Origin of the sequence: Rhodophyticola sp. (assembly GCF_965284195.1) — a bacterium.
Taxonomy (GTDB): Bacteria; Pseudomonadota; Alphaproteobacteria; order Rhodobacterales; family Rhodobacteraceae; genus Rhodophyticola.
In genome coordinates, this window is record NZ_CBDIRM010000001.1 from 1,706,106 (window position 1) to 1,727,763 (window position 21,658).

The 21,658-nt window shown below is 59.1% G+C and carries 21 protein-coding genes and 2 pseudogenes; 22 read left to right on the top strand and 1 reads right to left on the bottom strand.

Annotation, left to right across the window (positions count from 1 at the left end):
• Positions 1-117 precede the first annotated feature (117 nt).
• From ACQ651_RS08475 to ACQ651_RS08570, 20 genes are all read left to right on the top strand, one after another.
• Positions 118-1,380 carry an extracellular solute-binding protein gene (locus ACQ651_RS08475; protein WP_430449026.1) on the top strand — a complete coding sequence of 421 codons (1,263 nt, stop codon included), beginning with the start codon at positions 118-120 and terminating at the stop codon, positions 1,378-1,380.
• A gap of 81 nt (positions 1,381-1,461) precedes the next feature.
• Positions 1,462-2,412: a carbohydrate ABC transporter permease gene (locus ACQ651_RS08480; RefSeq protein ID WP_227288025.1), complete on the top strand. Its 951-nt coding sequence runs from the start codon at positions 1,462-1,464 to the stop codon at positions 2,410-2,412.
• Complete coding sequence (locus ACQ651_RS08485; RefSeq protein WP_227288026.1) at positions 2,412-3,296, top strand: carbohydrate ABC transporter permease; 885 nt, start codon at positions 2,412-2,414, stop codon at positions 3,294-3,296. Before ACQ651_RS08480 ends, ACQ651_RS08485 begins: the two co-directional genes overlap by 1 nt.
• A 96-nt stretch (positions 3,297-3,392) precedes the next feature.
• Positions 3,393-4,889, top strand: a complete 1,497-nt coding sequence (gene argH / locus ACQ651_RS08490; protein ID WP_430449027.1) for an argininosuccinate lyase — start codon at positions 3,393-3,395, stop codon at positions 4,887-4,889.
• Positions 4,890-5,942, top strand: coding sequence for an ABC transporter ATP-binding protein (locus tag ACQ651_RS08495; protein ID WP_227288028.1), 1,053 nt, complete (start codon positions 4,890-4,892; stop codon positions 5,940-5,942).
• Positions 5,939-6,829, top strand: coding sequence for a carbohydrate kinase family protein (locus ACQ651_RS08500; RefSeq protein ID WP_430449028.1), 891 nt, complete (start codon positions 5,939-5,941; stop codon positions 6,827-6,829). Before ACQ651_RS08495 ends, ACQ651_RS08500 begins: the two co-directional genes overlap by 4 nt.
• Before the next feature lie 481 nt (positions 6,830-7,310).
• Positions 7,311-7,775 (top strand): sulfotransferase domain-containing protein, encoded by a 465-nt coding sequence (locus tag ACQ651_RS08505; RefSeq protein ID WP_430450319.1) that lies wholly within the window; start codon positions 7,311-7,313, stop codon positions 7,773-7,775.
• 319 nt (positions 7,776-8,094) lie between these two features.
• Entirely contained in the window at positions 8,095-8,850 is a 756-nt protein-coding gene (locus ACQ651_RS08510; RefSeq protein ID WP_430449029.1) for a cephalosporin hydroxylase family protein, read from the top strand.
• Entirely contained in the window at positions 8,847-9,335 is a 489-nt protein-coding gene (locus ACQ651_RS08515; protein WP_375552079.1) for a GNAT family N-acetyltransferase, read from the top strand. The genes ACQ651_RS08510 and ACQ651_RS08515 overlap by 4 nt, the downstream gene beginning before the upstream one ends.
• Positions 9,332-10,066, top strand: coding sequence for a WbqC family protein (locus ACQ651_RS08520; RefSeq protein WP_430449030.1), 735 nt, complete (start codon positions 9,332-9,334; stop codon positions 10,064-10,066). The genes ACQ651_RS08515 and ACQ651_RS08520 overlap by 4 nt, the downstream gene beginning before the upstream one ends.
• Positions 10,050-10,889, top strand: coding sequence for a phytanoyl-CoA dioxygenase family protein (locus ACQ651_RS08525; RefSeq protein ID WP_375552077.1), 840 nt, complete (start codon positions 10,050-10,052; stop codon positions 10,887-10,889). Before ACQ651_RS08520 ends, ACQ651_RS08525 begins: the two co-directional genes overlap by 17 nt.
• A 71-nt stretch (positions 10,890-10,960) precedes the next feature.
• Positions 10,961-12,037, top strand: coding sequence for a class I SAM-dependent methyltransferase (locus tag ACQ651_RS08530; protein WP_430449031.1), 1,077 nt, complete (start codon positions 10,961-10,963; stop codon positions 12,035-12,037).
• 147 nt (positions 12,038-12,184) lie between these two features.
• A complete protein-coding gene (locus ACQ651_RS08535) occupies positions 12,185-12,901 on the top strand; it encodes a hypothetical protein (RefSeq protein ID WP_430449032.1) in 717 nt (238 codons plus the stop codon).
• 78 nt (positions 12,902-12,979) lie between these two features.
• A protein-coding gene (locus tag ACQ651_RS08540; RefSeq protein WP_430447931.1) for an IS3 family transposase occupies positions 12,980-14,330 on the top strand; the annotation gives its coding sequence in 2 pieces (ribosomal slippage) (positions 12,980-13,317 and positions 13,316-14,330; 1,353 coding nt in all).
• 78 nt (positions 14,331-14,408) lie between these two features.
• Positions 14,409-14,588, top strand: a complete 180-nt coding sequence (locus ACQ651_RS08545) for a hypothetical protein (protein WP_430449033.1) — start codon at positions 14,409-14,411, stop codon at positions 14,586-14,588.
• 62 nt (positions 14,589-14,650) lie between these two features.
• Positions 14,651-15,418, top strand: a complete 768-nt coding sequence (gene rfbF, locus ACQ651_RS08550) for a glucose-1-phosphate cytidylyltransferase (protein ID WP_375552769.1) — start codon at positions 14,651-14,653, stop codon at positions 15,416-15,418.
• 3 nt (positions 15,419-15,421) lie between these two features.
• On the top strand, positions 15,422-16,465 hold the full coding sequence (rfbG, locus tag ACQ651_RS08555) for a CDP-glucose 4,6-dehydratase (RefSeq protein WP_430449034.1): 1,044 nt from the start codon (positions 15,422-15,424) through the stop codon (positions 16,463-16,465).
• Positions 16,462-17,010 carry a dTDP-4-dehydrorhamnose 3,5-epimerase gene (gene rfbC, locus ACQ651_RS08560; protein ID WP_375552073.1) on the top strand — a complete coding sequence of 183 codons (549 nt, stop codon included), beginning with the start codon at positions 16,462-16,464 and terminating at the stop codon, positions 17,008-17,010. The genes rfbG and rfbC overlap by 4 nt, the downstream gene beginning before the upstream one ends.
• The gene (locus ACQ651_RS08565) at positions 17,007-18,239 is read left to right on the top strand and encodes a class I SAM-dependent methyltransferase (protein WP_430449035.1); all 1,233 of its coding nucleotides are present in this window, start codon (positions 17,007-17,009) and stop codon (positions 18,237-18,239) included. Before rfbC ends, ACQ651_RS08565 begins: the two co-directional genes overlap by 4 nt.
• The gene (locus tag ACQ651_RS08570; protein WP_430449036.1) at positions 18,236-19,354 is read left to right on the top strand and encodes a DegT/DnrJ/EryC1/StrS family aminotransferase; all 1,119 of its coding nucleotides are present in this window, start codon (positions 18,236-18,238) and stop codon (positions 19,352-19,354) included. The genes ACQ651_RS08565 and ACQ651_RS08570 overlap by 4 nt, the downstream gene beginning before the upstream one ends.
• A 294-nt stretch (positions 19,355-19,648) precedes the next feature.
• On the opposite strand, the pseudogene ACQ651_RS08575 reads toward ACQ651_RS08570, so the two are convergent.
• Positions 19,649-20,782, bottom strand: a pseudogene (locus ACQ651_RS08575) (IS3 family transposase).
• Between the two features lie 145 nt (positions 20,783-20,927).
• Here ACQ651_RS08575 and ACQ651_RS08580 point away from each other — a divergent pair.
• Positions 20,928-21,306: pseudogene (locus ACQ651_RS08580) on the top strand (hypothetical protein); the annotation flags it as partial.
• Positions 21,279-21,656 carry a transposase gene (locus tag ACQ651_RS08585; RefSeq protein WP_430449037.1) on the top strand — a complete coding sequence of 126 codons (378 nt, stop codon included), beginning with the start codon at positions 21,279-21,281 and terminating at the stop codon, positions 21,654-21,656. The pseudogene ACQ651_RS08580 and the gene ACQ651_RS08585, both read left to right, overlap by 28 nt.
• Positions 21,657-21,658 lie beyond the last annotated feature (2 nt).

Here is a 21,658-nt window from a genome sequence, read left to right on the forward strand (position 1 = left end):
AACTCAACTTGCTTGATAACTCAATTGGTTTGACTTAATCCTGAATCATCCCCGCGCTCGAATCGCGGATACGGTGCATGCTTCGCGCAAGCCGACAACAACAGGGAGTTTCCAAAAATGTTTTCCGGACTTCGGACCACAGTCGCCGCGACCGCCGTTTCGGCCTCAGCACTGTTTGCCGCCGCCCCCGCCATGGCAGAGGTCGAAATCGAATACTGGCAGTATTTCTTCGATGCCCGCGTCACCGCGATGGAGCAACTTATCGAGAATTTCGAGGCCGCCAACCCCGACATCACGGTCACCATGACCCATTTCCCCTACGCCAACTACAGAACGCAGGTCGCCGCCGCGATCCCGGCCGGCGAAGGCCCCGATGTGGTACAGCTTTTCTACGGCTGGCTGAATGACTACGTCGAGGCCGACCTGATCCAGCCGCTGCCGGCGGATGTCTTCTCGCCCGCCGAGATCGAGGCGGAGTTCTTCCCGATGGTTTCCGCGATGGAACAGGATGGCCAGTACTGGGCCCTTCCCACCGCCGTGCGCAGCCTTGCGCTGTTCTATAACGAGCGCCTGTTCGAGGCCGCGGGCATCGACGGCCCGCCCGAAACGCTTGACGAACTGGTCGAGATCGCCGCCGCGCTGACCGAACGTGACGGGGCGGGCAACATCACACAAGTGGGCATCACCACGGGCATGACCGCGCAGGATCACCACTGGTTCCGCGAGGTTCTGGTGCGCCAGTTCGGCGGCTCTCCCTATAGCGACGATTACCGGACCGTCACCTATAATGACGATGCCGGGCGGGCGGCGCTGGAGTTCTACACTGATCTTCAGGAAGAACATGGCGTCACCCAGGTTCTGTTCATGGACGAGCCGCAAGCGGCGTTCCGGGCCGGGCGCGCGGGCATGCATATCGACGGCTCGTTCCGCATCGGCGCGCTCAACGACACGCGCGGGCTGAACTGGGGTGTGGCGGAGCTTCCGGCCGGTTCCGACGGGACACGGTCGAACTATTCCTCCTACTGGGTCAACGCGATCACCAGTCAGGCGGAAGGCGAGAAATACGACGCCGCCGTCCTCTTCATGGAATACATCACCTCGCCCGAGGCGATGGAGATCTGGCTGGAAGTCGTGGGAGAACTGCCTGCACGTCAAGCCGTTGGCATGACCGACGAGAATGCCAATGATCCGGTCTACGGGCCGTTCATCCGCGGGCTGGCCTATGCCAACACCACGCGCTTTGCCGATGAAAGCGCGCAGCGCCAGTTGATGGTGGAAATGGTTGAGCGGGTGCAGCTGCAAGGTGCCTCCGTCGCCGACAGCCTCGCCACCGCGGCCGAAGCCGAACAGGCTCTGCTGGACGACTATTACGGCGAGTGACCGCGGACCCAAGGGCGGGCACCGTCGCGGACGGGCCCGCCCCCTGCCCTGCTTTTCCTGACCTGCCGGAGATCGCAACCCGTGGCCGACACCTCTCAATCAGACGACATGTCGCCCGGCGCCAGGAGCGGTCTTTCGGCCCGCTGGCACCGGCTCAGCATCCGGCAGAAACAGGTGGTCTGGGCCTGGGCCTTTCTGGCCGTGCCCATCGTCTTCTACGTGGTCGTGCGCTTCTACCCTACCGGCAACGCCTTTGTGCTGAGTTTTCAGGAATGGAACCTCCTGGGCAGCCGGGAATGGGTCGGGTTCGAGAATTACGTGGATCTGTGGAACGATCCGGTCTTCTGGATCGTCTTCGTCAACACGTTCGAATATCTGATCATCGGTACGCCGATCAGCCTCGTGATCTCTTTTTTCGTGGCCTATCACCTGGACAAGGTGCGCTTCATGCATGGCACGATCCGCGCGCTCTATTTCCTGCCCTTCATGACGTCGGCCGTGGCCATGGCGTGGGTCTGGCGATGGTTCTATCAACCGGTCCCGATCGGCGTGTTCAACAATTTCCTTGCGCAGTTCGGCATCCCGCAGATCGAATTCCTGCAATCCACCTCCATCGCCCTGCCCGCCGTTCTGGCCCCCGCCGTCTGGGCCGGGCTCGGCTTTCAGGTCATCATCTTCATGGCGGGGCTCCGCGCGATCCCGCCGACCTATTACGAGGCCGCCCGTGTCGATGGCGTCTCCAACTGGACGATGCTGTGGGAGATCACGCTGCCGCTGCTGAAACCCACCATCGTCTTTCTGGTCGTGTTCTCCTCGATCGGGTTCCTGCGGATCTTCGATCATGTGTTCAACATGACCACCAACAACCCCGGCGGGCCGCTCAACTCGACCAAACCGCTGGTTCTGATGATCTATGAAACGGCCTTTGGCGGGCGCAGCCAAATGGGAGCGGCGGCGGCCCAGACCGTGGTTCTGTTCGTGATCCTGCTGATCGTGAGCCTTGTGCAGCTGCGCATTCTGAGGGACCGCTGATGGCCATTGCCGAAGACATCCGGATCAAGCCGTCCTCGGAAACGCTGTTGCGCCCCGACCGGCCGAAACCGCCGCGGAATTATGCCCAATTCATCCGTTGGGCGCTGCTGTTTCTGGGCGGCGTTCTGATGGTGATGCCGCTGGTCTACATGATCTCGACCTCGCTGAAATACTCCTTCGAGGTCTACAATCTCAACCTGATCCCCGAAGAACCGACGCTTGAGAACTACACCTACGTTCTGGAGGACGGGCGGTTCTACACGTGGTTTCTGAACTCGCTGATCATCGCGACGCTGACCACGATCTCGACGCTGATCTTCGACAGTCTGGTGGGCTATGTGCTGTGCAAGTTCAAGTTCCGCGGGCGCTACCTGATCTTCATCGCGATCCTGTCGACGCTGATGATCCCGACCGAAATGCTGGTGATCCCGTGGTATCTGATGAGCCAGCAGCTTGGCTGGCTGGATACCTATTGGGGCATCATGTTCCCCGGGCTGATGACCGCCTTCGGGGTGTTCCTGATGAAACAGTTCTTCGAAACCGTACCCGACGATTTTCTGGAGGCCGCGCGGATCGACGGGCTGAACGAGTTGCAGATCTGGTGGTCGGTGGCGATGCCGCTGGTCAAACCGGCGCTGGCGGCGCTTGCGATCTTCGTGTTTCTGGGCAACTGGACCGCGTTTATCTGGCCGCTGATCGCGACGACGGATACCGCGCTCTACACGCTGCCGGTGGGGCTTTCCTCCTTCGGGGATGAGGCCGATGTCGCCTGGGAGCTGATCATGACCGGGGCCGCTATCTCCACGCTGCCGACGCTGGTCGTGTTCCTGATCTTCCAGCGCTTCATCATTCGCGGCGTCGTGATGGCGGGGCTGAAGGGATGAGGCCTCCCCGGGACCATATGCAGACACTCAATCGCTGGCGGGAACCGGGGTCACCCCCTCGCACTCCCGCCAAATTCATGAAGCAAAGATAAGGATATGCGTGTGAAGGATTGCTCCACGTTTCCCGACCCGGTCTACCGCGACACGGTTCTGGCGCCGCTCTTCGAGGGGGTCAAAACCCATTACGCCGCCCATATGGCCCGGATCAACCGGGCGCATCTGGTGATGCTCGTGGAGACGGGCATTCTGAATGCCGAAACCGGAACCAGCATCGCCGGCGCGCTGGCCCGGATCGACGCGGAGACCGATCTGGACGCGCTGAGTTACTCCGGGGAGCATGAAGATTACTTCTTCTTCGTGGAGGAGCAGTTGAAGCAACGTCTGGGCGCCGATCTGGCGGGGAGCCTGCACACCGCACGTTCCCGCAACGACATCGACCATACGGCGTTCAAGATGGCGCTGCGCAGCCGCACCGATGCGATGCTGGCCGCCCTGTTGGACCTGACGGAGGCGTTGATCGGCAAGGCGCGGGACGAGCGGGAAACGGCGATCGTTGCCTATACCCACGGGCAACCGGCCCAACCCACGAGCTTCGGCCATTATCTGGCCGCGGTGATCGAGGTGCTTCTGGCGGATATCACGCGGCTTGAGGCGGCGCGGGACGCGCTTGATCTCTGCCCGATGGGTGCGGCCGCCATCACCACCTCGGGCTTTCCGATTGACCGGGAACGGGTGGCCGGGCTGCTGGGGTTTGCGGGGCCCAAGCAGAACTCCTATGGCTGCATCGCAAGTGTCGATTACATCACCGGGCTCTACTCGGCCCTGAAGCTGCCGTTTCTGCATCTGGGGCGGGTGGTGCAGGATCTGGCGTTCTGGTCTGCCTTCGAAGTCGGGCAGCTTTACGTGCCGAACGCGCTTGTTCAGGTCAGCTCGATCATGCCGCAAAAGCGCAATCCGGTGCCGATCGAACATCTGCGCCATCTGGCCAGTGTCACCGTCGGTCGCTGCGACACCATGCTGATGACGATGCACAACACCCCTTTCACCGATATGAACGACAGCGAGGGCGAGGTGCAGGCCGCAGGCTACGGCGCCTTCGAGACGGGAGGCCGGGTGATCGCCCTGCTGACCGCGCTTCTGCCCGCCTGCTCGATCCGGGCGGCGCGGGTGCGCGCCCATGCCGATGCGGCCTGCGTGACCATCACCGAGCTGGCCGATACCCTTGTACGCGCCGAAGGCCTGTCCTTCCGTCAGGCCCATGAGATCGCCGCCATAACGGCTCAGGGCGTCATCGCGCGGGGGGCGCCGCTCAGCGAGGGGTATGACGCCTTTGTCGCGGCATTCGATGCCCTGATCGGGCGGTACCCCCAGTTCGACGAAACGGCCTTTGCCGACGCCGTGGCGATCGACAGCTTCATCGCCCGGCGCACGGTCTTCGGCGGCCCTGCCCCGTCGGCGCTGGATGCGGCCCTTGACGGCTACGCCCGGGATGCCGCAGCCCATCGCAGTGCGCTCGATACCCGCGCCCGGCGGCTCGAAGAGGCAGACGCCGCCCTGACCGCCGCCTTTCACACCCTGACGGAGCCCAGCTAAATGGCCAATCTTGCGCTGCGCGACCTTGTGAAGACCTATGACAGGACCGAGGTTCTGCATTCGATCAATCTGGATGTGAAGGACGGCGAATTCGTTGTCTTTGTCGGCCCCTCGGGCTGCGGCAAATCCACGACGCTGCGCATGATCGCGGGGCTTGAGGAAGTGACCTCGGGCACTGTCGAGATCGGCGGGCAGGTGGTGAACAATCTGGAGCCCAAGGACCGCGACATCGCCATGGTGTTCCAGAACTACGCGATCTATCCGCATATGACCGTGCGCAAGAATATCGCCTTCGGGCTGCGCACCTCGAAGATGACCCGCGCGCAGAAAGAGGCGCGGATCGAGGAGGTGGCCGGCATTCTGGGCATGACCGAGTATCTGGACCGGAAACCCAACCAGCTGTCGGGCGGACAGCGCCAGCGGGTCGCCATCGGGCGGGCCATGGTCCGCGACCCGGCGGTGTTTCTGTTCGACGAACCGCTGTCCAATCTCGATGCGCAATTGCGCACGCAGATGCGGCTGGAGATCAAGAAACTGCACCGCAGGGTGGGCAGCACGATCGTGTTCGTAACCCATGACCAGGTTGAGGCGATGACCATGGCCGACCGGATCGTGATCATGAAGGACGGGCATATCCAGCAGATCGGCAGCCCGGCCGAGGTGTATCACGCGCCGGCGAACACCTTCGTGGCGCAATTCATCGGCGCGCCGTCGATGAACCTGCTGGAAGGGCGCGGGACCGCGTCAGGCGTGACCTTGTGGACCGGCGCGGCACTTGCCACCGGCCCCAAAGCCGACGGCAAGGCGCTGACCATCGGTATCCGGCCCGAGGATCTTCACGTGGTGGAAAGCGGCGGCGTGCTGTCGGGCGTCGTCTCCGTGGCCGAACCGCTGGGATCGGAAACGCTGGTTTACGTGGATGTGGACGGCAAGGAGATCATCGCTTCCGCCTCGGGCCGGACACCGCCGGCGGCAGGCGACCGGATCACCCTCGATCTCGATGTGCGGAACCTGCATGTCTTCGATGCCGCCAGCGGAGAGGCGCTTGCATGAACGCGCCCCTGCGCATTCTGACGGCCGGACGGATCTATTGCGATCTGGTCTTCACACGTCTGGACGACGCGCCGGCGGCGGGCCGCGAGGTGTTCGCCGAAGGACTGGCGCTCCGCGCCGGCGGCGGGGCCTATATCACCGCGGCCTATCTGTCGGCGCTGGGCCACGAGACCACGCTGATCGGCACCCTGCCGGCGGCACCTTTCGACAGCGTGGTGCGGGCGGAAATGGCGAGCAACCGGGTGGGTGCGCTTTGCGATACCGCCCCTGCGGGAACCGATCCGCAGATCACCGCGGCGCTTGTCCACGGGGATGACCGTGCTTTTGTCACCCGCCGACCGGGCGCGGCCCTGTCACTGGGCGGCCCCCTGCCCGCGGCGCGCCACCTGCATCTGGGCGAGATCACGACCGCGCGCGACCATCCCGACCTGATCCGCAAGGCCCGCACCATGGGCATGACCGTGTCGCTGGATTGCTCATGGGACGGACGCAGCCTGACGGAACCCGGCCTGTCGGAGATCATCGCCGGGGTGGATCTCTTCTTTCCCAACGAGGCCGAGGCGCGGGAGTTGACCCGCAATGGCATAACGATGTCCCCGCGGGTGGCGACCATCGTCAAGCAGGGGCCCCATGGCGCCGAGATACGCCCGGCGGATGCCGCCCGGTATCACCGCCCCGCACAAAAGGCCGATCTGGTGGACACCACGGGCGCGGGAGATGCGTTCAACGCGGGGTTTCTGGGCGCTTGGCTGAAAGGGAAGCCGATGCCGGAATGCCTGGACCTGGCGATTGCCTGCGGCGCATTCGCCGTAGGCCAGATCGGCGGCGCGGGAAAGTTGCCGCCGCTCGACCATCTGCTCGCAGAGCGGCAGAGAATGGAGCTTTAGAGGTCAGTCGCTGGATTTTCTTGGTCGGTCGTAGCCCGGCAAGTGGCTCGACCTCCCGCGGCTTCGCGACAACTTCGTAGGACCCGTACCGGCTAGTTCTTATCGTTGATCCTTTTACTAACGACAAGGCAGGGCTATCTCTTAGCGGATGATCAAGCGCTTCCACATCCTATATATCCGGTCCGAATTGCGTCTTCGGAGTATCTCTGCGGCCTGTCGCTATGGCACTCTATGAATACCTGCCGGGCTATCAAACTGCCCACTTCCTCGTAGCATGTATGCCAAAATCAGGAAGCACATTCCTGACCGAAGCGCTCGCGTCGCTTCCTGGCTTTAAACGCGCTGTGCTAGTGCCTCAGCATGGCCGCAGAGAACAAGAGCTCGAACGACGCCAACTGCAGAAGTACTGGTTTGCCAAGTATGCCACTCAACATCAGTTCGATACAGTGAGGCTACTGCTTGGGCCATCCGGCGATTCAATCTGAAACCAATCGTTCTTACCCGGAACATCTTTGATGCCTGCGTCAGCCTTCGCGACCATATGCGCAACGAGAGTTCCGTTGGTCCAATGGCATTTGCGCCTTCTGATATCTCCGCAGCCAGCGACTCAGAGCTTGAACTTTTTATTGCTCATCACGTTGCACCTTGGTATTTTAATTTCTTTCTGTCATGGGAATCCGTAGATAATAAAATCTCCATAGGCTATGAAGATCTTCGACTAAACCCGGAACAAAAAATTCAAGGAGTACTAGAATTCTTCAATTTTCCGGCATCAAGTAATGATATAGATAGAGCCGTGGAGAAGGCCTTGAAAGGGAAAATCCGGAAGAATATTGGTGTATCGGGCCGAGGGATGAATCTGAACCCTCACGCGAGAGAACATATTTTAAGACTTTCAAGTCACTACCCCAACCAAGATTTTTCTGCCCTGGGAATATCGAATTAGACAGGCTGCAAAATCCAAATATGGATTTTCTCCGAAAAGTTAAAACAGCGACCTGCTACTCGGATTGTCCTCGTTCAGAAGTTAAGTCTGTTCCGGGTTTGGTCCTTCTCTGACCGGTTGAAGTTTCCCGCGGCGTAAGCCCGCCGACGCCCGTGTGCGGGCGGTGGTGTTTGGAGGCCTCGCGCCATATCGCAATTAATTGGCGGCAGGTCAGCATCCGCTGGCTCACTGTGACGTTCTGTCAGGCAAAAAAGGTCCTGTCCTTGCGCATCAATGGCGTTTTGTTAGGGTCTGCGAAACAAGTAACGTGAGGAGCACTATGATCGTTAACGATGATCGGGCCGAGTTCAAAGCCCACACCGAGGCGCAGGCCCGCGCTTTGGGAAAAGACGGCGCGACGTTCAAGCGTGCGACCGAAACTTTGACGGATCTCGATCGGTACGACTACTCGTATCTGTGGACGTGGATGGGCTTACCGATCATCCAGATGCCCGCAGATATCATCGCAACGCAGGAAGTGATATGGAAGACGCGCCCTGATGTGATCATCGAAACTGGCGTTGCGCGGGGCGGGTCGGTCATTTTTCAGGCTGCCATGCTGCAGCTTTTGGGTGGTGATGGATTCGTGATCGGTGTGGATATCGACATCCGCGCGCATAACCGCGAAGCTATCGAAAGCCATCCGTTCGCGGACCGGGTGAAGTTGATCGAAGGCGGGTCTTGGGACGACGCGACGCTGGAACAGGTCCGGGATCTGATTCCCGAAGGCTCACGGGTCATGGCAATCCTCGACTCCGATCATTCTCGCGCCCATGTGCTGGCTGAACTCCGCGCTTACGGACCGATGGTCACAGAGGGCTGTTACATGGTGGTGGCCGATACGCTTGTGGGGCATATGACCGAAGAGGACACGCCGCAAAATCGCTCGCAAATCCTCTTCAAAGGGAACGATCCGTTGTCAGCCCGCGACGACTACATGGCCGAGACCGACCGATTTCTGGTAGACGAGACGCTTAATGGCAAGCTGGTGCTGTCGTCTTCGCCCGGCGGCTATCTGAAATGTGTGAAGCCTTGATCCGCCTGCGTAAGGTTGCCGACGCAGACCATCGGACTCTCGCGGCCCTACGCGCGGACGAGACGCTTCAGCATCAGCTCTTGGCCTATCCTTCGGCAGGTGGGTCCCATGATTTCGAGGCATGGCTGGCCCGGCGCAACGAGGGACATTGGTGGGTGATCGCTGATGTTCGGAACGACGCGTGTCTTGGTTACGTGCAGCTCAGCGGGTTTCATCACCGCGGTCGATTTGCCTGGCTTGGTATCGCTCTTGCTCAAGACGCGCGCGGCAAGGGCATAGGCCGCGCAGCGATGATCGAGCTTTCGGCTGCATCGCGCGAGTTGGGGCTGCGCAAACTCATGCTGGAGGTAATGGCCGGCAATGCTCCCGCCGTGGCGTTATACCGCTCTCTTGGCTATCGGGAAGTTGGAACGCTGGTGGATCACTATGATGACGGCGCCAGAATGCATGACACGCTGATCATGGAGACATTGCTCAGCTCATGACTGTGGTCGCCATTTCCCAGCCCATGTACTTCCCGTGGGCCGGCTTCATGGAGATGATGAAGCTGGCGGATGTGTTTCTGTGGCTGGATGATGCACAATTCTCGAAAGGTTCGTTCACTAATCGCATCCAAGTCAGGACCCGATCCGGTACGAAGTGGATGACCATCCCGCTTGAGGGGAAGGGTACATCCCAGCAGATAGTTGCCCTCAGGCCCAAGGGCGATAAGTGGGCGATCTCCCACCGCTCGCTACTTCAGACATCGCTGAAGTACGCTCCCCACCGGAAAACAGCACTAGATTTGTTCGACCGCGCGCAGAAGCAAACCGATCTATGTGACTTGCTGATTGCTTCGGCGGAAGAACAGGCGCGCGCCTTAAACGTTCTTCCGCCGCACCGGGCCCGCACCTCCCGGATGGACGTCCGAGGCGAGTCATGGCGGCGCGTGTTGGCACTCGTGCAGTCCGTTGGCGGGACTCACTATATCTCCGGTGCGGGCGGTGCTCGTTACATTGATCATTCGGCGTTCGATGCGGCTGGCGTGGCCGTCAGTTACATGGAATACAACCCAGTGCCGTGGCCACAGCATGGCGCAGCGTTCACGCCCTATGTAACGGCCTTAGACCTGATCGGGGCGCGCGGCGATGCCGCGCACACGCATTTGCGACCCGGCCTAACCCCATGGCGTGAGCGCTTGGCAAAGATGGAGAACAGCGATGTCCCGACCGACTGAAACCAATGTCGCCGAGTTTCGGGATCTTGGATACACTCTGATCCCCGAGTTCTATAATGTTTCCGACGATATTGCTCCTATTCAAGAAGGCATTCGCAAGATCGTTGAGCTGATGCTCAAGAAGTACCGTGTGTCGGCCCCTTGCGGAACGCATGAAGAGGCGATGACGCTGGGGTATCCGGCATTGATTCGCGAGAATCGAGCCTGGGGCGGCGAGGTCTATGACGCGATCAAGCAAATCCCCGCCTTCGTCCGGCTGGTATCGACCGCACGGAACGACGAGGTGTTCAAGGCGCTGCGCAGCGGCTCAGTGCCTGGGCTTGCTGCGGGAGGCTATGGCATCCGCATCGACAATCCGTCCGAGGACAAGTTCCGCGCTCTGTGGCATCAAGAGTTCCCGGCCCAACTTCGCTCGGTCGACGGAATGGTCTTCTGGTCGCCGCTCTTGCAGATGACCCCCGATATGGGGCCGGTTCAGATCGCGGTGGGAAGTCACAGTGGGGGCCTCGTACCAGTTTATGAGGATGACGGTGGAATTGGAAAATCGGGGGCCTATGCGTTGCGGCTCGATAGCGAAGCCGAGCACTTGGCTCAGTATGATATCGTGGCACCGTGTACGAATCCGGGCGATCTGGTTTTGATGGACTTTCTGACTCTTCATCAGTCCGGGGCCAACGTTTCCAACCGCCCGCGCTGGTCGATGCAGTTCCGGTACTTCAATTTTCAAGATCCCATCGGCATCAAGATCGGATGGGCTGGATCATATGCCGCCGGCCAGAGATTTGAAGATATTCTGCCTGAGTTGAAGGCGCCCGGCGCATGACCCGATGTCGCGTCTGCGGAACTGACTGCGGTAAGCCGATCTATCGGGCAAGCGCGCCCGCAGTCACATCCATGTCGACGCTTCTGGACGTAAAAACTGAAGCCTATTCGTGCAACTCGTGTGGACATAGTCAATCGCCCGACCTGCCCGATCTCGCTGGTTACTATGACACCGATTACAAGATTTCGTTGGCCTCTGACGATCACGACCAGCTCTACGAGATGGTGGAGGGCCAGCCAGTCTTCCGTATGGCGAAACAGGCCGAGCTGGTCCTGCTGCATTCTAACCCGCCACATGGCGCACGAGTGCTCGACTACGGGGCCGCGAAAGCTGCAACCTTGCGCGCCATCATGGCCAAACGCCCCGATATCCGACCGGCCGTATTCGATGTGTCGCAGGACTACCGCGCTTATTGGACAAACTGGGTGGCGGGGGATGATCAGGCGACTTACCGCTGCCCCGAGGAGTGGTCGGGTCAGTTCGATCTTGTCACCGCGCATTTCGTGATTGAGCACGTGGCCCAACCGGTCGAGGTTTTTCAAGACATCGCGCGGCTTCTCGCTCCGCAAGGCGAAGTGTTCTTCACTGTGCCCGATGTGATCTCGAATCCAGGCGATCTGCTGGTGGTCGATCATATCAATCACTTCACAGCCTCCTCTATCGATGCGGCGCTTTGGCAGGCGGGCCTCGTAACTGAAAGCGTGACCAATGATTACCGTGGCGCTTTCGTTGTAGTCGCGCGCAAGGATACTGGGATCGAGCGTGCGCCTTCGTCGCAGAACATCTCCGCAAAGGTGATCGAACTGCGTGACATCGCCAGCTTTTGGACCGAAGCGAGGAAGACGCTACTCGGCGCCGCTTCTGAGCATGGGAAGCGTAAGGCGGTAATCTATGGTGCGGGCTTTTATGGCTTGTGGATTTCATCCGTCTTGGCTGGGCGACAGCGGATTTCTGGATATCTGGACCAAAACCCGTACGTTCGTCAGGCCGCGCCGGTAGGTCCTGTTTTCGACCCGTTGGATCCGCCCAAGGGCATTGAGGTTGTGTATGCTGGCCTCAACCCCGCGATTGCGCGGCATGTACTTCCCGAGTGGCTGAAATCAATCGGGCTTTCAGCCCAGATCGTCTATCTTGACGGAGGGGCCTGAGACGACTGACCGTTATAGGGAAGATGCTGCAACACCGTTCCCGGTGCCAGCGCGGACGGTCCAGATATCGTTGTACTCTTAACGTAACAGCAAGCCACGTCAAAAGCGGTAGTTGGGCGCCCGACGGCTTTAGCTAGAGGACACATCATGTCAAATCTGACATTCGTCGTTACCCATGGAGCAGAGGTATTGTTCCCTCTTCGGGATGACGCAATCCTTATCTGGCTGTCCAACGGACCCTCGCCCAAGGGCCTGCCCAATCAGATCATTCGTGCCTACGAGATGTACTCTGCGCCAGAGGATCTACACCGGCGCATGTCGGGATCGATGGGAACTAAGGCGGCCTACGAATACGTGAACTCGCTTGTCGACAAACCCGAGCGTGTAACAATTGCCAGCTACCGCAAGTTCAACTGCAAGACCGGATACGGCTTGCCGAACTGGCACTTTCGCAGAATTCCGGCGTCAAGCTATCTCGGAATGCAAATCATCGGTCCCACGACGCCAAACCCGGTTCCGCCTTTCCCTTCAGGCATCGACGAGGATTTCGTGGTCTCAACGCCTCGAAGGTTCCCGGAAATCATGACCCAATTCGCAAATCGGCATAAACTAGAGTACCTGCTACTGCTCGTGACCGCTGGAATACATACTGGCGGACTAACCCGCGACGAAGGTCTGCGCGCGCTGAAGGAGCAACGCTTCATTCCAGGGGGTATCGAGCTTGGCACGTTCCCCTATGACTTCTGGCACGCCTCAATGGGAAGGATGTTGAAGGCGGTCGACTACTATTTCGAGCATTTTCACAAGGAAGTCTCAAGCCGAACAGAACAGGTTCGCGACGTATCTTTCGCGATGGATGTCTGACGTCAGCACCAATGGGACAGTTTAGGTCGATTTGATAAGAGAGGGTTTCTGGCACATCGTAACCACCAAGGAGTGGAGATGAGACAGAAACCCGGAACACGAAAGAGCCACGGCGAGAAGGTTGTCAAAGACATCCGCCGTGCGACGCGCAAGCAGTATTCAGCGGAAGAGAAGATCCGGATCGTGTTGGACGGTCTGAAAGGTGAAGACAGCATAGCTGAGCTGTGCCGCCGGGAGGGCATTGCCCAGAGCCTGTACTACAGCTGGTCCAAGGAGTTCCTTGAGGCTGGGAAGAAGCGGCTGGCGGGCGATACGGCCCGTGCAGCGACGTCGACCGAAGTCAAAGGCCTGCGACGGGAATCCCGTGATTTGAAAGAGGTCGTCGCTGAACAAGCCCTGGAGCTGCGGCTGCTCAAAAAAGCATGATCGCGGATGGGGACGACGACGAATGAGATACCCCGCATCTGAGAAACTGGAGATCATTCGCCTGGTCGAAGGCTCGCATCTCCCGACCAAACGAACGCTGGATAAGCTCGGCATCCCCAGAACCACTTTCTACCGTTGGTACGACCGGTATCTGTCGGGTGGCCCCGAGGCCCTTGAGGATCGCAGTCCCAAGCCGTCGCGGGTCTGGAACCGCATTCCCCAGCCAGTTCGGGAGAAGATCAAAGGCCTGGCTTTGAAGGAAAGTGATCTATCGCCGCGCGAGCTTGCGGTTCAGTTCACTGACACGGAAAAGTATTTTGTGTCAGAGGCTTCGGTCTATCGTATCCTCAAATCCTACGACCTGATCACCAGTCCGGCCTATGTGGTTCTGTCAGCTGCGGACGAGTTCCAAGACAAGACCACTCGGCCGAACCAGCTCTGGCAGACCGACTTCACCTATCTGAAAGTGATCGGTTGGGGCTGGTTCTATCTCTCGACGATCCTGGACGATTACAGCCGATACATTATCGCCTGGAAGCTGTGCACAACGATGATGGCCGAAGATGTGACCGACACGCTCGACCTCGCGCTGCTGGCTTCGGGTTGCGATAAGGCGACGGTCCTGCATAAGCCACGTCTGCTCAGCGACAATGGATCGAGTTACATCTCGGGCGAACTGGCAGATTGGCTGGAAGATCAGCAGATGGACCATGTTCGAGGCGCGCCGTATCACCCCCAGACTCAAGGCAAGATTGAGCGCTGGCATCAGACCCTCAAGAACCGCATCCTGCTGGAAAACTACTACCTGCCGGGCGATCTCCAGCAGCAGATTGACGCCTTCGTCGAGCACTACAACCACCGACGCTACCACGAGAGCCTACAGAACCTCACGCCAGCTGACGTCTACTTCGGACGCGGTGAAACCATCCTGAAACAACGAGAAAGGATCAAACAGAAGACCATCGAAACGCGACGCTTGCTTCACAGCAAATCCGCCGCATAATCAAACCAAACAGATGCGCCAGACCCTCTCTTAGTTTAGGCAGCCATCTGTCCCAAAATCCCTGACGACGGACACGCGATGGAGCGGTTCGGCTCTTTCCTTATCAACGATCATCTCGACCGGCTGCACACGAACCAGACTATAAAACAGGACCCATTCGGTCATATCCACACTGTCTTCAACGATCCGGTAAACCGCCGCAATCTTGTGGAACGGTTATTTTTCCGCCAAAAGCTCAAGATGCGTCGCTACCGGTGAGACGGATGTTCGGATCGCCCTACAGAACTACACCAAACGGAACCCAGATGTCGGACAACAACATAAAAGCCATTATCCTCGCCGGCGGTTTCGGAACCCGGATAAGCGAGGAATCTCACCTAAGGCCGAAGCCAATGATCGAGATCGGCGGGCGACCGATCCTGTGGCACATCATGAAGATCTACGTCCAGCACGGGATCACGGATTTCATAATCTGCTGTGGCTACAAGGGTTTCATGATCAAGGAGTACTTCGCCAACTATTTCCTGCACATGTCGGACGTGACCTTTCACATGCTCGAGAACCGCATGGAAGTGCACCAAGCCAAAACCGAGCCATGGAGCGTTACAGTGGTCGATACAGGCGAGGATACGATGACGGGCGGACGATTGAAACGCGTTGCCGACTACATCGACGGAACGTTCTGCCTTACCTACGGTGACGGATTGTCGAACATCGACATCAAAGAGCTGATCGCGGCCCACAGGCGAGCTGGCACCGAGGCGACAGTGACCGCGGTTCAGCCACTTGGCCGCTACGGAGCGCTGGAGATCAAGGATGATCGAGTGAGCAAGTTCCTCGAGAAACCGGTCGGCGACGGCCAATGGATCAACGGCGGGTACTTTGTGTGCGAGCCATCAGTGCTAGACCGGATCGATGGACCGGAAACGCCTTGGGAGGGTGCCCCACTCGAAGGCCTGGCCCAAGACCGCCAGTTATCGGTCTACAAACACAATGGCTTCTGGGCCGCGATGGACACGCTGCGCGACAAACGACAGCTCGAAACATTGTGGGAAGCCGGAGATGCGCCATGGCGCATTTGGGATTGACCCATGTTCGACTGGGCCAAAAAACGTGTCCTTCTGACCGGACATACAGGGTTCAAGGGCGCGTGGCTCTCAGAAATCCTTTTGCAGAGAGGCGCGCGGGTCTTCGGCTTGGCTCTTGCACCTGACACGATACCGTCTCTGTTCGAACAACTAGGACTGAGCAAGCGGCTAGATCATTGTGTAGGTGACATCCGAGACCCAGAATTTGTTCGTAAACGAGTCGCACAGGCCGCACCCGACATCGTATTCCACCTCGCCGCTCAATCCCTGGTGCGCCGCTCTTATGCGCAGCCGCAAGAAACATGGTCGGTCAACGTGATGGGCACGGCAAATCTTCTTGATGCGCTCAGGCCGGTCCGACATCGCTGCGCCTGCGTGATTGTGACCACTGATAAGATCTACGAGAACCGCGAATGGGAACATCCGTACCGCGAGACGGACCGACTGGGTGGGCACGACCCTTATTCGGCCTCGAAAGCAGGGGCGGAACTGGTTGTATCAAGCTATCGTAGTTCATTCTTTTCGGGCGGCCCAGTGCAGCTGGCCTCTGCGCGCGCGGGCAACGTGATCGGCGGCGGCGATTGGGCCAAGAATCGGCTCCTGCCAGACCTTGCCCGTGCATTCTCGGCTGGCGAGATGCTGGTTTTGCGCAACCCCGCCTCAACACGTCCTTGGCAGCATGTACTTGAGCCACTAGCCGGTTATCTTAGGCTGGCCGAACGTCTCTTCAACAACGACGGATATGACGCGGCCTACAATTTCGGCCCCGAGATTCAGGACGTCCGCAGCGTTCAAGAGGTTATTGAGTCCGCTGTGCGGCTTTGGCCAGGCGCATATGAGTATCGCAAGGATCTGAATGCCCCGCACGAGGCAGGTCGTCTCATGCTCGGGATTGAGCGCAGCCGGAGCAGATTGGGCTGGACCCCACGATGGGATGTCGAACGCGGGATCGCCGAGACTGTAGGCTGGTATCGCGATGTGGCAGGCGGCGCCGATCCCGTTGCATTGACGCGGACCCAGATTACCACATTCGAGGCCGGGAAATGATCTTTACACGGTTGCCTCTTTCAGGCGCATATCGTGTCGAAACTGAGCCGCGTTCTGACGCGCGCGGGACCTTTGCGCGGATGTTCTGCGTTGACGAGTTCGCCGCTCATGGATTGAATACCGAGTGGGTGCAGTCGAACCTGTCGGTTACGATTGAGCGCGGCACCTTGCGCGGAATGCATTTCCAGCGCCCGCCTGCGTTAGAATGCAAGCTAGTGCGCTGCAGCAAAGGCGCAGTGTTCGACGTGATTGCTGATCTCAGGGCGGGCTCGCCCACCTTCGGCCAGTGGGTTGGCGAGGAGCTTGATGCCGAGCGACGCTCGGCGCTCTACGTGCCCGGTGGCTGCGCTCATGGTTTTCAGACATTGACTGCAGATGCCGAGGTTTTCTATCTGCACTCCGCGCGATACAGTTCTGAGCACGAGGGCGGAGTTCTTTGGAGCGATCCCGATCTGGGAATCGAGTGGCCTTTACCTGCAAAGAACCTATCCGGGCGCGACATGTCATTTCCCCGACTTAAGGAACTGGAGCCGATCCGACTGTGACACAACACCATTGTCGACATTGCGGCGCTCCGCTGAGCCATATCTTCGCGGATCTGGGTTTTGCGCCTCCATCGAATGCCTACCGCGCACCGGAGGATCTGAATCGGCCAGAGACAACGTTCCCTCTGCGTGTGCGCGTCTGCGATCAATGCTTTCTCGTGCAAACCGAAGACTTCACTGACGCAGAGACGCTGTTTTCGGCGGACTACGCCTATTTCTCCTCTACTTCAAAAGGATGGCTGGCTCATGCCGCATCCTATTGCGCGATGGTGACAGACCGCTTCGGTCTCGACGGCTCGAGCTTTGTCGTCGAGCTTGCGTCAAATGATGGATATCTTCTGAAGAACTTCGTCGCAGAGCAGGTACACTGTCTCGGTATCGAACCTACAGCGCGCGCCGCAGCTGCAGCAGAGGCCTGCGGAGTGCCAACCTTGCAGCGGTTTTTCGGGAAGGAACTCGGAGTATCGCTCGCAGCCGAAGGAGGGGGAGCGGATCTGATTATCGGTAACAATGTCTACGCGCACGTGCCCGATATCAACGATTTCACGAGTGGGATCGCGGCCCTTCTAAAACCGCAGGGTGTGGTGACGCTGGAGTTTCCACACTTAATGCGTCTGGTCGAGTTCACGCAGTTCGATACGATCTACCACGAGCATTTCTCGTATCTTTCACTCTCGACAGTGGCGAAGATCTTCGCGAGATGCGGGCTTCGCATTTTTGATGTCGAGGAACTGCCAACCCATGGCGGCAGCCTAAGGGTTTTCGGATGTTTTGCCGGGGCGGACCACGCAACCGCCGCTTCCGTGAACCGTATACTTTCTGAGGAGATCTCCCGCGGCATGCAGGGGATCAACTTCTATACCGGTTTTCAGCCGCGGATAGAGGCGCAAAAGAACGCCGCCCTGCAATTTCTTTTGGACCTGCGGAAGTACGGAAAGACTGTCGCGGGTTATGGCGCAGCTGCCAAGGGCAACACCTTTTTGAACTATGCTGGTATCAAACGCGATCTGCTTCCGTTTGTTTGCGATGCGGCGCCTGCGAAACAGGGCCGGCTGCTACCCGGCAGCCACATCCCAATCTTCTCCCCAGACGTGCTCACAGAAACACGACCTGATTATGTCGTCGTTCTGCCTTGGAACATCGCTGCGGAGGTGCGCTTCCAGCTGTCCGACCTTGTCGACACTGGAACGCGTGTAGTGACTCTGATGCCGGAGGTGAAGGTTCATTGAGCGCACGCATTGCCTATACTCGCCCGTCGATCACTGGGCGCGAGACCGATTATGCCGCCGACGCCGCACGCAACGGCTGGGGCGCGCAATGCTATGACTACATCATCCGTTTCGAAGCGGCCTTCGCAGAGCATCTCGGTGTGCCTCATGCCTTGGCGACGTCAAGCTGTACCGGTGCGCTGCACATGGGCATGGCGGCGTTGGGCATTGGGCCGGGCGATGAAGTAATCCTTGCGGATACCAACTGGATCGCATCGGTCGCGCCGGTCGTGCATCTCGGCGCAACTCCGGTGTTCGTAGATATCGACCCAGTTTCTTGGTGCCTTGATCCAGATGCGGTTGAGGCGGCCATCACTCCCCGCACCAAGGCCATTCTAGCGGTGCATATTTACGGCAACCTTTGCGACTTGGACCGCCTCCACGAAATCGCGGACTACCACGGCATCCTGCTGATCGAAGACGCAGCCGAGGCCATTGGGTCGGTCTACCGAGGTCAGAGGGCCGGGTCTATGGGCGCATTTGGTGCGTTTTCCTTCCATGGCACAAAGACATTGACTACTGGTGAGGGGGGAATGTTCGTGACCTCCGACTCCGACTTGTACGAGCGTGTACTGACCCTATCGAACCACGGTCGGGCGCGAGGCGAAACACGCCAGTTTTGGGCCTCTGCAGTTGGGTTCAAGTACAAAATGTCCAATATTCAGGCCGCTCTTGGCCTTGGCCAGATCGAACGTGTCGCGGAACTAACCCAAAGGAAGCGCGAGATACTGAACGCCTATCGAGACAGATTTTCGATGTATCCCACGATCTCAATGAACCCAGAGCCAAGAGACGGTGTAAATGGGGCATGGATGCCCACAGTTGTGTTCGCTCCCGAGACGGGTGTGACCAGCGACATAGCGATTCAGGCTTTTGCCTCCGCCGGTATCGACGCGCGGGTGTTTTTCCATCCGCTTTCATCGCTCGACATGTTCAAGGCCGTGCCATCCAATATCAACGCTTGGGACATCGCATCGCGCGCGGTCAACTTGCCGAGCTATCATGACATCACAGCCGATGAGCTGAACCGAGTCACCGACGTCATCGCCACGTTGATGGAAACGCGAGCCTCGTAGGTCCGCTGACAGCCGAGAGACCGAGATGTAGAGTTCCCAGGTTGATCGACACTTTTCACTCGGTTAACAACAGGAATGCCTTTCATACCGCGAGTTAGGGAGCCCGGCCCGAAGTAAGCCAGTGATCAGATTGCTTACGCTTTTGCCAGCAGGGTTAAAGCTTGGAGGCTTTATTGTGTGTATCTGAGTACTGCGCTGCAACCATTAAGATCGGGACAAACGTGTCGAGATATGAGCTGGTCCTAGTATCCTGCACAGTTTCTCGGCCCTGCTAAGGTATATCGGGTTGTGTACTCAGGCCGCTTTCGTCAGTTCGATCCTCACTAAGTATGCCTCATCGGGGGTCCTCAGACCAAGTGCCGAGTGCGGGCGCTGGCGGTTGTAGAAGTCGATCCAACTGTCGACGACCCGCCCAGCCTCGAAGCCATCCGCGATATCCTGAAGGTAGACGGCTTCATATTTCATCGATCGCCAAAGCCGTTCAATGAAGATGTTGTCCATGCAGCGGCCGCGGCCGTCCATGCTGATCCGCACCCCGGCCTCGGTCAGAGTCGTGATCCACGCTGACCCGGTGAACTGGCTACCTTGGTCGGTATTCACGATCTCGGGCGGGCCATGGCGACGGATCGCCTCGTTCAGCGCCTCGACGCAGAAGTCCGCGTGCATCGTGTTCGAAAGCCGCCAAGACAGCACCTTGCGCGTCGCCCAATCCATGATCGCCACAACGTAAAGGTAGCCACGGCTGACTGGAACGAACGTGATGTCAGCACACCAGACCTGGTTCGGGCGGTCGATGGTCATGGTCCGCAGCAGGTAGGGATGGATCGGATGCGCCGGGTGAGGTTGGCTGGTCTTTGGCCTGCGATAGACCGCCTCCAACCCCATTCGACGCATCAGCCGCCGGATCCGGTGCCGCCCGACCGACAGGCCGTCACGCTTAAGCATCGCAACCATTTGTCGGCTACCGAAGAACGGATAGGCCGTGAACAACCGGTCGATCGACTTCATCAATGCCAGCGTGTCGTCGCGAACCGGCACGGGTCGATAATACAGCGACGACCGGCTGATCCCCAGGATGCGGCACTGCGCGCTCAGGCTGAGCTGCGGATGATCGGGCTGGACGATATTCTTGCGACGGCAGGGGCTCATGTCTTGAGCCCTTTGGCTAAAAAATCGTTCTCCACCGCCAACCTCCCGATCTTGGCGTGCAGATCCTTCAGCTCCGCTTCTCGGTCCACCGCGCCACCCGCCTTTCCGGCGAACACATCCGACAGGCCCTCCATTGCCTGCTTCTTCCAGGCACTCACCTGTGTCGGCAGCAGCCCGTGCCGCGCCCGCGATCTCCTGCACCGTCCTGTCACCACGCAGCGCTTCCAGCGCCACCTGGGCCTTGAAATGATCCGTAAACTTCCGTCGCTTCCGCGCCATCGTCATATCCCTTCGTCGTTGGGATACACCTTAGCTCACTGTCCAGTTTTCCGGGACCAGCTCAATTGACGACGGCGAGAGCCCCTAGATATTTGATCCCACGGTTTGATGGTGCGATCCATTCGCGGGAATGGAAGGAAACCCTTTGGGACAAGTTCGTCATGGCAGCGCCACGACCACGCACGCTGTCAAAGCAGCAATACAGCGATCCGTTGGCCGGCAAGCGATTGCCTTGCAATCGCTGAGAGGCGCAGGCTTCGATCGCGGTGCTGAGCCGCAAGCTCGGGGTTAACCCGAAGACAGTCGCCAAGTGGCGAAAGCGCGAGACAGTTAAGGACCGTAAGGCGGGACCGAATGCGCCACGCTCAACCGTTCTCACGGAGGCAGAGGAGGCGATGGTCGTCACCTTCCGGCGCCACACTCTGCTGCCGCTGGACGATTGCCTGTACACCCTGCAAGCCTCGATCCCGCATCTGACCCGGTCGGCATTATACCGATGCCTTCACGCCATCGGTTTGTCTCGAGGAGGTCTGACGACCAAGATTCATGCGGTCGTGGATGGGCGCGGTCTACCCGTACGGCTGCTATTGACCCCGGGGACGCCTCCGACAAGACCACCGCCCCCGACCTCGTTGGCCCGCTCAGCCTCACCGGTGACGTGGTTGGGGACCGGGGCTACTTCGGCAGGGCCGAAATCGGCGCCAACGAGGCAACGAGCGCCACCGCCTACATCCCAAGCCAGTCTAACGTTTGCGTCAACCGAACTGTGGACCGTGATCTCTACCGGGAACGCAACAGGGTCGAGCGCTTCCTCAATATCCTCAAACACTTGCGCGGGATCGCCACGCGCTACTTTAAGATCGTAGCCAACTAGGA